General features: G+C 44.8%; 13 protein-coding genes. 3 read left to right on the forward strand and 10 right to left on the reverse strand.

The features are described from left to right. Positions 1-2: 2 nt before the first annotated feature. From rpsC to rpsJ, 8 genes are read right to left on the reverse strand one after another with little or no spacing between them, the layout of a single operon-like run. A complete protein-coding gene (rpsC, locus tag AC27HD_RS15000; protein WP_032095148.1) occupies positions 3-707 on the reverse strand; it encodes a 30S ribosomal protein S3 in 705 nt (234 codons plus the stop codon). A 9-nt stretch (positions 708-716) separates the two neighbouring features. Next, the gene (gene rplV / locus AC27HD_RS15005; RefSeq protein ID WP_032095147.1) at positions 717-1049 is read right to left on the reverse strand and encodes a 50S ribosomal protein L22; all 333 of its coding nucleotides are present in this window, start codon (positions 1047-1049) and stop codon (positions 717-719) included. Between the two features lie 11 nt (positions 1050-1060). After that, positions 1061-1336: a 30S ribosomal protein S19 gene (gene rpsS / locus AC27HD_RS15010; RefSeq protein WP_012516961.1), complete on the reverse strand. Its 276-nt coding sequence runs from the start codon at positions 1334-1336 to the stop codon at positions 1061-1063. A gap of 15 nt (positions 1337-1351) precedes the next feature. Then, positions 1352-2176 carry a 50S ribosomal protein L2 gene (gene rplB, locus AC27HD_RS15015; RefSeq protein WP_032095146.1) on the reverse strand — a complete coding sequence of 275 codons (825 nt, stop codon included), beginning with the start codon at positions 2174-2176 and terminating at the stop codon, positions 1352-1354. Positions 2177-2190: 14 nt separating this feature from the next. Then, positions 2191-2490, reverse strand: a complete 300-nt coding sequence (gene rplW, locus AC27HD_RS15020) for a 50S ribosomal protein L23 (RefSeq protein ID WP_012516959.1) — start codon at positions 2488-2490, stop codon at positions 2191-2193. Further along, on the reverse strand, positions 2487-3092 hold the full coding sequence (gene rplD / locus AC27HD_RS15025; protein ID WP_032095145.1) for a 50S ribosomal protein L4: 606 nt from the start codon (positions 3090-3092) through the stop codon (positions 2487-2489). Before rplD ends, rplW begins: the two co-directional genes overlap by 4 nt. Before the next feature lie 18 nt (positions 3093-3110). Continuing rightward, a complete protein-coding gene (gene rplC / locus AC27HD_RS15030; RefSeq protein WP_032095144.1) occupies positions 3111-3749 on the reverse strand; it encodes a 50S ribosomal protein L3 in 639 nt (212 codons plus the stop codon). Positions 3750-3767: 18 nt separating this feature from the next. Next, positions 3768-4079: a 30S ribosomal protein S10 gene (gene rpsJ, locus AC27HD_RS15035; protein ID WP_006012796.1), complete on the reverse strand. Its 312-nt coding sequence runs from the start codon at positions 4077-4079 to the stop codon at positions 3768-3770. Positions 4080-4702: 623 nt separating this feature from the next. Here rpsJ and AC27HD_RS15040 point away from each other — a divergent pair. Further along, on the forward strand, positions 4703-6919 hold the full coding sequence (locus AC27HD_RS15040; protein WP_081926613.1) for a GspE/PulE family protein: 2217 nt from the start codon (positions 4703-4705) through the stop codon (positions 6917-6919). A gap of 119 nt (positions 6920-7038) precedes the next feature. Here AC27HD_RS15040 and acnA read toward each other — a convergent pair whose 3' ends face one another. Continuing rightward, on the reverse strand, positions 7039-9756 hold the full coding sequence (gene acnA / locus AC27HD_RS15045) for an aconitate hydratase AcnA (protein WP_487106839.1): 2718 nt from the start codon (positions 9754-9756) through the stop codon (positions 7039-7041). A 334-nt stretch (positions 9757-10090) separates the two neighbouring features. Here acnA and AC27HD_RS15050 point away from each other — a divergent pair, with 334 nt between their 5' ends. Further along, a complete protein-coding gene (locus AC27HD_RS15050; protein WP_487106840.1) occupies positions 10091-10549 on the forward strand; it encodes a cupin domain-containing protein in 459 nt (152 codons plus the stop codon). A 182-nt stretch (positions 10550-10731) separates the two neighbouring features. Beyond that, positions 10732-11478, forward strand: a complete 747-nt coding sequence (gene gpmA / locus AC27HD_RS15055) for a 2,3-diphosphoglycerate-dependent phosphoglycerate mutase (protein WP_163107038.1) — start codon at positions 10732-10734, stop codon at positions 11476-11478. Between the two features lie 163 nt (positions 11479-11641). On the opposite strand, the gene AC27HD_RS15060 is transcribed toward gpmA, so the two are convergent. Next, positions 11642-12175: a PH domain-containing protein gene (locus AC27HD_RS15060; RefSeq protein ID WP_487106842.1), complete on the reverse strand. Its 534-nt coding sequence runs from the start codon at positions 12173-12175 to the stop codon at positions 11642-11644. Positions 12176-12567: the final 392 nt, after the last annotated feature.

Genomic DNA, 12567 nt, shown 5'->3' on the forward strand with positions numbered 1-12567 from the left:
GATTAGCCCTCTCGCTTAGCGTTGCGGCCTTTCTTCTTAGGTTGAGAAGCCGGTGGCTGCTCTTGAGTTGTAGGTAATCCACCTAGAACTTCACCCTTGAAGATCCAAACCTTAACGCCGATGATGCCGTAAGTTGTTGATGCTTCTGAGGTTGCGTAATCGATATCTGCACGGAAAGTGTGCAGTGGAACGCGACCTTCACGATACCATTCAGAACGTGCAATTTCTGCTCCGCCTAAACGACCGCTAACTTCAACTTTAATACCTTTAGCGCCCAAGCGCATTGCATTTTGTACCGCACGCTTCATAGCACGACGGAACATAACGCGACGCTCTAGCTGGCTAGAAATGCTGTCAGCTACTAACTGACCATCTAGCTCTGGCTTACGTACTTCAGCGATGTTGATCTGAGCTGGCACACCGGCTAGCTTAGATACATAGTTACGCAACTTCTCTACGTCTTCACCTTTCTTACCGATTACAACGCCTGGACGAGCTGTGTGAATAGTCACACGGATGCTCTTAGCAGGACGCTCGATCACGATTTTAGAAAGTGAAGCGTTCTTTAGTTGCTTAGTCAGATACTGACGTACCTGATGATCGTTATACAGGTTGTCCGCATAGTCTGCAGTATTAGCGTACCAGGTAGAAGTCCATGGTTTACTGATACCCAGGCGTATACCTGTAGGATGTACCTTCTGTCCCATTATCTACTCCTAGTTATCCGCTACAACCACAGTAATGTGACTGCTGCGCTTAAAGATGCGATCAGCACGGCCTTTGGCGCGTGTTTTGATTCGCTTCATAGTTGGACCTTCGTCAACAAAGATTTTGGCTACGACGAGCTCGTCGATATCCGCGCCCTCGTTGTGCTCTGCGTTAGCAATCGCAGACTCCAAAACTTTCTTTACTAGCGCTGCGCTTTTCTTCGGGCTGTACGTAAGAACTTCTAGTGCTTTCTCTACGTGTAAACCGCGAACCTGATCCGCAACCAAGCGTGCCTTTTGAGCCGACGTGCGGGCAAAACGGTGTTTAGCTAATGCTTCCATCTTCCTACCCCTTAACGTTTAGCTTTCTTATCCGCGACATGGCCGCGGTAAGTACGCGTTGGCGCAAATTCGCCCAACTTGTGGCCGACCATTTCGTCACTAATAATGACAGGTACATGTTGTCGACCGTTATGGACCGCAATGGTCAACCCAATCATATCTGGGATGATCATGGAACGACGAGACCAAGTCTTAATTGGTTTACGTTCGTTCTTTTCCACTGCAGCCTCTACCTTCTTCAGCAAGTGAAGGTCGATAAATGGACCTTTCTTGAGAGAACGTGGCATGGTGAATCCTCGCTGTTACTTGTTACGACGACGTACGATAAGTTTATCGGTACGCTTGTTGCTTCGGGTTTTCTTACCTTTGGTAGGAACACCCCAAGGAGATACTGGATGACGACCACCAGACGTGCGCCCTTCACCACCACCGTGTGGGTGATCAACCGGGTTCATGGCAACACCACGAACGGTAGGACGGATACCACGCCAGCGCGTTGCACCAGCTTTACCCAATGAACGAAGCATGTGTTCTGCATTACCAACTTCACCGATGGTGGCGCGGCAATCAGATAATACTTTACGCATTTCGCCAGAGCGTAGACGTAAAGTAACGTAGTTAGTGTCACGTGCTAAGATCTGAGCGTAAGCGCCAGCAGAGCGTGCAATTTGTGCACCCTTACCAGGCTTCATTTCAATTGCGTGTACAACACTACCAACAGGAATGTTACGCATAGGCAATGTGTTACCAGACTTGATCGGAGCATCCGAACCAGACTGGATTGCATCACCAGCTTTCATACCTTTTGGAGCCAGAATGTAACGACGTTCACCATCTGCATACAATACTAGTGCAATGTTAGCAGAACGGTTTGGATCGTATTCTAAACGCTCAACTTTGGCTGGAATGCCATCTTTGTTGCGTTTAAAGTCGATCACACGATAGTGTTGCTTATGACCACCACCAATGTGACGCGTAGTAATACGACCATTGTTGTTACGACCGCCAGATTTGCTGTTCTTTTCAAGCAAAGGTGCGTACGGTGCACCTTTGTGCAGGTCAGGGTTAGTAACCTGAACAACGTGACGACGACCGGCAGAAGTTGGCTTAGCTTTCAATAATGGCATTTCTAATCCCCTTCTTACTCAGCGCCACCGACAAAGTCGATGTCCTGACCTTCTTTAAGAACCACGTAGGCCTTTTTCCAGTCGCTGCGTTTACCGAAAGACATACCGTGACGTTTAGTCTTACCTTTAACGTTCACTGTGCGAACACCTTCAACTTCAACTTCAAACAGTTTTTCAACTGCAGCTTTAATTTCGGCTTTGTTCGCGTCTTTGGCTACTTTAAATACAACTGTGTTGTTCGCTTCAGCAGCCATTGTAGACTTTTCTGAAACGTGAGGTGCTACTAGCACCTTCAGTAGACGTTCTTCTTTCATGCTAACGCCTCCTCAAGTTGTTTAACCGCATCAGCAGTAATTAGCACTTTTTCGAATGCAATCAAGCTCACTGGGTCAATGCCTGCTACGTCGCGAACGTCAACTTTATACAAGTTGCGAGCCGCTAGGAACAAGTTTTCATCTACTTCAGGAGTAACGATAAGAACATCTTTCAGTTCATATTCGTTAAGTGCAGCAATAAGTTCTTTTGTCTTAGGTGCTTCAACACCGAACTTCTCAACCACGATCAAACGATCTTGGCGAATTAGTTCTGACAAAATGCTCTTAATCGCACCGCGATACATTTTCTTGTTAACTTTTTGTTCGAAGTCACGAGGCTTAGCTGCGAAAGCACGGCCACCGCCAACCCAAATTGGGCTACGGATTGTACCAGCACGAGCTCGGCCAGTACCTTTTTGACGCCATGGCTTCTTACCGCCACCACGAACTTCAGCGCGAGTTTTCTGCGCTTTTGTACCCTGACGCGCGCCTGCACCGTAAGCTACAACGACTTGGTGTACCAAGGCTTCGTTGAATTCACGTCCAAAGGTCGCTTCGGATACTTCAAGAGCGCTTTGCGCGTCTTTCAATGTTAATTCCATCAGTTCACTCCCCAGACGTTACGCTTTAACAGCTGGCTTGACGATAACGTCATTGCCAGTTGCGCCAGGTACGGCACCTTTAACAAGGATAAGGCCGTTCTCTACGTCAACACGTACAACTTCCAAAGACTGCGTAGTCACTTGCTTGTTACCAAGCTGACCAGCCATTTTCTTGCCTTTGAAAACTTTACCTGGTGATTGGTTTTGGCCAATTGAACCAGGAGCACGGTGAGACAAAGAGTTACCGTGAGTCATACGCTGAGAACTAAAGTTCCAACGTTTGATCGCGCCAGCAAAACCTTTACCTTTTGATGTACCAGTGACATCAATCTTTTTGGTATCGTTAAAGATTTCAACAGTGATTTCACCGCCTACTTCAATATCGTTACCTTCGTTATCTTCTAGGCGGAATTCTGCTAGAGTGCGACCAGCTTCAACACCAGCTTTAGCAAAGTGACCTGCTTCGGCTTTGTTGACGCGGTTAGCTTTCTTAGTTCCAGCAGTAACCTGAAGAGCGCGATAACCGTCAGTTTCTTCAGTGCGTAACTGAGTAACACGGTTTGGGGTCGCTTCAATAACAGTCACAGGGATTGACGTGCCATCTTCAGTGAAGATGCGAGTCATACCCACTTTACGACCGATTAGACCAATCGCCATTGTTATAACCCTCTCTTGTTAGCCCAGGCTGATTTGAACATCAACACCAGCAGCCAAGTCCAAACGCATCAACGCGTCAACTGTTTTATCAGTTGGTTCGATGATGTCTACCAAACGCTTGTGAGTACGAATCTCATATTGGTCACGTGCATCTTTATTTACGTGAGGAGATGTCAATACCGTATAGCGTTCTTTGCGAGTAGGCAGTGGAATAGGACCGCTGACCTGAGCACCAGTACGTTTCGCCGTTTCAACGATTTCAGCCGTAGACTGATCGATCAACTTGTGATCAAACGCTTTCAAACGAATACGAATTCTTTGATTTGGCATCGATTAAGCTCCAATCGAAAGAACAAAAAAATTCACCCCTTCTTCTCTATTTCGTTCAGAGAGAAAGGATGTGCGTAAACCGATGGTTCCCAATTGGAACCCTGTTCTTATTTCTAGCACGCTTGTAATAGCTTGGTCGGTAAAGACAAATCTCTTACGTCGGCAGCCACCCTAAAAGCAGTGTGGTTGCGGCTAAAAACTCATTGCCCAAATAGGACAGTGGGCGCGAATTATACAGATGCTAACCGTCAATGCAACTACTAGTTTGCTTTTTGTACCGTATATATGACAGAAAAATGAATTTACCCCGACACAATCGAATTAGTACAATCGAATTAGCACAATCGAAATAGTGTATTCGATTTGATCCAAGCGATTGAGTACAGACCATCTAGCGAAGCTACCTGTAACCTAGCGCATGTAATGCCCTCAGCCTGAAACGGGTAGCCTAGCGCTTATTACACGTCCATTGTTGCTCCAGTTTACGTAAACCTATATCGTTACCGTTGTTGTAGGTATATAGTAGCTATTTAGCAGCGTGTTCGCCGCATGATAGCAACGTGCAAACATTTTCGTAAGAAAGGGATGAAGCACAAGGTTTCACACCGTTAAGTAGTGGGAATATGGAAGTAGTTAATAATCAACAAACATTTTCGCAAATCAAGCGCATATTAAACAATCACTCTACGTTACTTGATGCCTATGGTTTGCTCGAACCAATTATTCTAGAGTTGTTTGGTGCTCAGCGGATGAGTATTTTCCAGCGTCGCCGCCAGCATCAAGATCTTGTTGCAAGATTTAAGACAGGTAAGGAAACGCTGGAGATAAAGGTACCCATCAATGCGATGTCGATAGCCGGGTACGTTGCGCTGTCGCAAAAACCGGTTGTGATTGACGATCCCTACAACGCGACAATGCTTCAAAGTATTCATCCAAGATTACGCTTTGAAGGCAAGTTCGACAAAGACAACGACTTCAAAACCCAAAATATTCTATGCGTTCCTATAATGAATGCAGGGGTGTTGATGGGTGTTATTCAAATCATCAACAAGACCGATAGCGCCTTTTCTCAAGATGATCTCAAATTGGGTAACGCACTTGCACTTATATTAGGGGACAAATTTCGCTTTGAGCTAGGTGGAACGAATAACCCATTCGACTTACTCGTGCACAAAAGCCTGTTAGATGAGCACACATTAGAAGAGCTTAATTTATCGACACCAGATATTCGAGCTTTTGTACAACGGCTTATTTCGGAACATCGTATTCCCGAAGAAGAAATTGGTAACTCTCTCTCTATTCATTACCAAGTGCCCTTTATTCCTTACTTGCCCGACAAATATCATCGCTTTGAAAATGAAAGTAAACTCAATGTGTCGTATCTAAAACGCAACTATGTTGCTGTTATTGCTGATGCGCACGATAAGCCCATCGTATTAATGGCAGAACCCAATAACGCAGCGCTTCTCATGGAAATTGAGACTGCAATGGGTATAGAGAGCTATGAAATTGCGGTTAGCCTACCAAGTTTAATACTCCAATATCTTGGTGAGAACAGCGGTGGCGGCGGCCCCGGTGAAATGAGTGATATCCTAGATGAAATCGGTACCTCTAGTGATGAAAAAGAAGACCAATTCGATGAGCTTTCAGATGACGCCCCGGCGGTTGTTCGTTTGGTAAGCCGCGTGTTACATGATGCGAAGCGACTCAATGCGTCAGATATTCACATAGATCCTGAGAAGAACGCCCCTACCCGCGTACGTATGCGTGTAGACGGTGTGTGTCGAGACATGAACCAAGTGCCCCACTCTCACCATAATGCGGTGATAGCCCGTATTAAAATAATGTCGAATTTGAACATAGCCGAAAAACGCGTTCCTCAAGACGGTAAGCTAGCCTTTAGAATGAACGGTCAGCTTGTTGAAGTTCGTGTAGCGACTATTCCCACTGTTGCAGGTGAAGGCGTAGTAATGCGGATATTGGCCTCGGGCGGCGCTATGCCAATAGATAAAATGAATTTGGCGCCCAACAATCGTGCCCGCCTTGAAGATATGATTAAAAAGCCCCACGGTATTCTTCTTGTGGTAGGGCCCACAGGTTCAGGTAAAACAACGACACTGCATGCCATTCTTGGGTACTTAAACACCCCTGAGAAAAAGATATGGACTGCTGAAGATCCGGTGGAAATTACACAGCCTGGTTTACAGCAAGTTCAAGTAAGCCCCAAAATTGGTTTCACCTTTGCCAATGCATTGCGTGCGTTCTTACGTGCTGATCCAGATATTATTCTTATCGGTGAGATGCGAGACAAAGAAACGGCTCATGCGGGTATTGAAGCGTCACTGACAGGTCACTTGGTATTATCTACCCTGCATACAAACTCGGCGCCGGAAACAATTACTCGCTTGCTCGATTTAGGGTTAGACCCGGTTAACTTTTCAGATGCCTGTGTAGGTATACTTGCCCAGCGTCTTATTCGAACGCTGTGCGGGAAGTGTAAAGAAAAATACGTAGCATCAGATACCGATATGGCGTTTATTGAGCGCCAGTATGGTAAAGACCAAATGCATGAGCTCAACCTCTCTGGGATTCCGGAGCTTTATAAAGCAAAAGGTTGCTCAGAATGTGGTAACACGGGTTATAAAGGCAGAACGGGTGTTCATGAATTACTTGGTATGACACCCGAACTTCGCTCGCTAGTATACAAAGAATCGAGTGTAGCGCAGATGAAAAAGCAAGCCACCGATGATGGCATGCGTACTCTGGTACAAGACGCCATCTTTAAAGTACTTAAAGGCGATACTGATTTAGCACAAGTGCAAATAGTCAGTGGCGATTAATAGAAGAGACTTAAAAAAACTAATAAAAAAGGCCTTCGTAATAACGAAGGCCTTTTTCTTTGTGAGCGCTTATATCGAAAAGACCCATTTTTATATTAAGACCTTATCGAAGCATCTCTTTATTTACGGAGATATTCACGGATAACGTAATGAAGGATCCCGCCATTCTCAAAGTAAGTAAACTCATTAGACGTATCTACTCTAATGTCCATGCTAAATACTTTCGACTCTCCGTCATCGGTTTCCATTGTTACGCTAACCTCTTTCTGGCCTCGCTCTACAGGCTCAATTGAGAAAGATTCATTGCCTTTTATGTCTAAAGAAGATGCAGAGTCGCCTTCTTTAAACTGTAGCGGTAGTATTCCCATGCCAATCAAGTTAGAACGGTGAATACGCTCGTAACTTTCTGCTAGCACAGCCTTCACACCCATTAGCGAGGGTCCTTTGGCAGCCCAGTCTCTGCTTGAGCCGGTACCATATTCTTTTCCGCCGATTACTACAGCTGGTACGCCATCGTCTTTGTAGCGCATAGCAGCATGAAATATAGACATGCTATCGCCGCTTGGATAATGGGTTGTAGCGCTTCCTTTCGTGCCCGGTGCTAATTGGTTTTGCAAGCGCACATTGGCAAATGTACCTCGCATCATGACTTCATGATTACCCCTACGTGAGCCATAAGAGTTGAAGTCTTTTGGATCGACGCCCTGAGCTTGGAGATATTCACCTGCAGGGCTATCTGGCGCAATGGCCCCCGCCGGTGAAATATGGTCGGTAGTGATTGAATCGCCCACTTTTACCAAACACCGTGCATTTTCGATAGATTGAAGCGCAGCCGGTTCTTTCTCCATCACCTCGAAGAACGGAGGATGCTTGATGTACGTTGAATCAGGCCAATCGTAGACCGACGTTTCACTAACACTCAGCTCGTTCCACTCACCGCTGCCCTTAAACACATCGGCATACTTTTCTTTAAAGAGTGCACCGGTTACGTTTTCAGTAATGTACTTTTGAATTTCTTCTTCTGAAGGCCATATATCTTTGAGATATACAGGCTCGCCATCTTTAGATTTACCTAAAGGCTCCTTAGTAATATCCGCGTTCATGTTGCCTGCTAATGCATAAGCCACGACAAGCGGCGGTGAAGCTAAATAGTTTGCAGCAACATCTGGGTGAATACGCCCCTCGAAGTTTCGGTTGCCCGACAGAACAGAGGTAACAGTGAGTTTAGCTTTTCTTATGGCATCGGTAATAGGGTCGGGTAGCGGCCCCGAGTTACCAATACATGTTGTACACCCATATCCTACCAAGTTAAAACCAAGCGCTTCTAATGGCGCCATCAAATTGGCATCTTCCAAGTACTGGGTTACTACTTGCGAACCTGGTGCAAGAGAAGTTTTTACCCACGGCTTACTGGTTAACCCTTTCTCTGCTGCTTTTTGTGCTAATAATCCTGCGGCCACAAGTACAGAGGGGTTAGAGGTGTTTGTACAACTCGTGATGGCCGCAATTACTATTGCCCCATCTTCTAAATTGAATTTGCTATTTCTGAAATTCACATAGGAATCATGTTCTTCGTCAACATCACTGCCGCCGACTAGACCGCCCTCGGCCACAAATTCTGTTTCTTCATCAAGTACCTTCACATCAATCTGTGAGCGATGCCATTCGTTAAATGCTTCAGCCGCTTTATCGAGCGCAATTTTATCTTGCGGACGTTTAGGCCCTGCAATAGAGGGAACTACGTCATTTAAGTTAAGCTCAAGTGTTTCGTGATATTCAGCGTCTTTTGAGTAGTCGTCATGCCATAGCGAACTGTACTTAGCGTACTTCTCAACAAGCTCAATTTGCGCCTCATCTCGGCCAGTTAAGCGAAGATAATCAAGAGCTACATCGTCAATGGGGAAAATTCCGCACGTAGCACCGTATTCTGGTGCCATATTGGCAATAGTGGCTCGGTCGGCTGTAGTAAGATGCTTCAAGCCTGGACCAAAGAACTCAACAAATTTACCCACAACACCGTGCGACCTAAGCTGTTGAGTGATGGTAAGTACCATATCAGTGGCAGTCACTCCAGCAGGAAGCTTACCCTCTAATTTAAAGCCCACAACATTAGGTAATAGCATGGTTACAGGCTGACCCAGCATGGCGGCTTCAGCTTCGATACCGCCCACACCCCAACCTAGTACGCCTAAGCCATTAATCATTGTGGTGTGAGAATCTGTACCGACTAAGGTATCTGGATAAACGAAGTTGCCTTCATCCGTTTCTTTAGTGAACGCACAACGCGCTAGGTATTCAAGGTTGACTTGGTGGACGATACCACGACCTGGAGGCACCACTTTGAAATTGTCGAAACTAGACTGTCCCCACTTCAGGAACTGATAACGTTCGCGGTTTCTCTCAATTTCTATATCAGTGTTTTTCTGTAGGGCATTTTCTTCTGCGAAATGGTCGACCATTACGGAGTGGTCAATGACGAGCTCTACTGGGTTTAACGGATTAATAGCTTGAGCGTCTCCGCCAAGACGGTCTACTGCATCGCGCATAGCCGCTAAATCGACAATAGCCGGAACACCGGTAAAATCTTGCAGAATAACTCGTGCAGGGACGAAAGAAACTTCGAGTTCTTCGTTGTTTGATGTATCCCACTTAGCAACATGTTCAATATCTTCGCTAGAGACAAATTCTTTGTCCTCATGGCGAACCAGATTTTCTAAAAGTACCTTGATGCAAAAGGGAAGGCGATCGAGTGCGTACTTTTCATTGATGCTGTCGAGATTGATAGCCTTGAAAGTTTTACCCTTTACTTCAAGGTCTGAAAAAGACTTATAGGTCATATGGTCACTATCCTTATTTGCCTGTTCGAATTCTATAATGTTCGCTGAACGAGAAGACTTTAGGAAAGACCTAGAGTGCAGCGTGTACACCTAAACGTTCAGCTGCTAATTCTTATACGCATTAGACATGAAAAAAAGTTCATGTAATGTGGTATTTTTCAACTCATCTATTTAGTTAGCGTACTATTGCCTTATATTTATCATTGTAGGTTACCAAGTAAGGGTCTGCTTTGTTGCCGAGCTTCTCGTTTTAGTTTTTACTGTTCGTGTGTCATAGGTATAGAATTGGAGTTACCAAACCTATACCAACCCACTGACAAAAAGAATAAAGCGTATGCACCCACTTATTCAAAAATATGATTTAGCCCCACATCCAGAAGGCGGATATTTCAAACAAGTCTATAAATCAGCAAGTACAACTATGTCTCATGCACATGGACAACCCCGAACTGCGCTCACCCATATTTACTTTCTTTTACTGAAAGGTGAAATGAGCCGCTTTCATCGCGTGCTTCATGATGAGGTGTGGAATCATTATGAAGGTGCACCGTTACAATTAATTCAATTACACGATAAAACGCTTACGCAGAAAACAATAGGTAGCCAAGAAGAGGATTATGTCGATATTGTGCCTGCTGGCAATTATCAAGCGGCGTTCAGTACTGGAGATTATAGCTTAGTGGGTTGTACAGTAGCGCCGGGGTTCGATTTTGAGGATTTTAGCTTTATCGACGATCCGTCAATTGCGCTCTGGTTGGACACATATCATCCGAGTATGAGCAAATTTATATAGCGCCCACATGCGCAACACTTCTTTATTATAGTTTGGTCTTACCTCAGATTTTATAGGGGTTGACGCTGGATTTTTTATCGCCGATCAAGGATGATATTACACAAATCTTGAATATACGTCTGCACGTCTAAATTTTATAGGCTGTTAGGCAATTTTACTCAACCCCCGCAGGTAGCCCAACTATGTATAAATTGGTACTTATTCGTCACGGAGAGAGTCAGTGGAACTTAGAAAATCGTTTCACTGGGTGGCATGACGTTGAATTGACCGATACTGGTATTGCGCAAGCAACAACCGCCGGTCAGATGCTTAAGGAAGCAGGATTCGAATTCGATCAGGCTTACACGTCTGTATTGCTTCGCGCAATCAAAACACTGAATATCGCACTTGAAGAGATGGGCCAACACTACCTACCTGTTGAGCGTCACTGGCGTTTAAACGAGCGTCACTATGGTGCGCTTACAGGTTTAGACAAAGCAGAAACTGCTGCTAAGCATGGCGAAGAGCAAGTGAAGGTATGGCGTCGTAGTTTTGATATCCCACCGCCGGCAGTAGAAACTGACAGTGAACATTTCCCTGGTCATGATCGCCGCTACAACAATGTAGATGCTGAAATATTACCGCGCGGTGAAAGCCTAAAATTAACAATAGAACGTGTGCTTCCCTATTGGCATGACGTTATTCGTCCTCAAATTCAAGATGGCAAACGTGTGATCATTGCAGCTCACGGCAATAGTTTGCGTGCTTTAGTGAAATACTTAGACGGTATGTCTGATGAAGAAGTACTAGGACTTAATATCCCTACAGGCGTTCCTTTAGTTTACGAACTAGATGAAAACCTAAAGCCTATTTCAAAAGAGTACCTTGGCGACCCAGAAGCTATCAAAGCAATGATGGATGCTGTTGCAAAACAGGGTAAGGCAAAATAGCGTAAGGCCAATTAACCGCAAAGCGAAATAGTCTAGGGCCATGTAGCGTAAGGCTAGAGAGCTTATAGAATACTCAATTACAAAAGCCAGCAATCAGCTGGCTTTTTTGTTTTTTATCAATGCGCTATGGGCGAAAAATTTATTACCTTTTCCAAGCGATAATTTATTTAGCGTTAACCAACTTCTCCAAAAGTACTTCGATTCGCTTTACACTATCAATAAGTAGCGACATTTCAGTTTGATCGTTGTCAGTTGAGTTTGACGTAGACCTCATCCCAGATGCAATCTGGTCTTTTTGGGTTAGAATTGTTTCTCTGAAGTTAGCGGCATCATTTATACCGATGAGCGAAACTAACGCGCCCTGCGCGGATTGACCTGCGGTTTCAAACGATAATCGATGCAGATTAAACAATCTCATTAGAGGCCCTTGAACCATCGCCACATCAGTAATTTTTTCCAAGGGTATCGACTTCTCTTCCTTGTTTAGAATCCCTCGTTTTACAACCAACTTACGCTCAGTAATAGTGGCTGACATGGCAGCGAGTGTTCTGCCGCTAATAAAATAAAACAATGGAATGGAAATTATGAGAAAAGGGATACCTATTACAATTAGTGTCGAAAACAACAATAGACTGACCAGCCAGTAGGTCTTTACCGATGGATTAAACGTCGCCTCCAAAATTACTCTCTCTGACATCAGTTAGTCCCTTTTTATAATTCAAAAATAATAGCGAACACCGATAATAGAGAATAAATGGGGTCAGAACCACATAAATAATAAAGGGGGTCAGGTCCACATTTTCTGTTGGCTATTCTAGTTTGAGCCTATAGGTAACAGCAGTAGAGTTCTGTTCCTCCTTTATGAGCGCTGAGTTTGATTGTGTTTGTTTAGATTGGCGATTAATGCGGATCTGACCCCCATTTATATTTGAGTTCGATAGTCAGAGTTCAGCGCTAAAAATAACAATAAATTGGGTTCTGCCCCTGTTTTATATGCGTTAGGTTGGATGTAGTGAATGCAATTGGGAGGATAAATGCGGACCTGACCCCCATTATTATTTTGGGGCAGAAAGCAAAAAACCCGCCGTT

Source organism: Alteromonas sp. 4NS20-0143 (genome assembly GCF_057542855.1).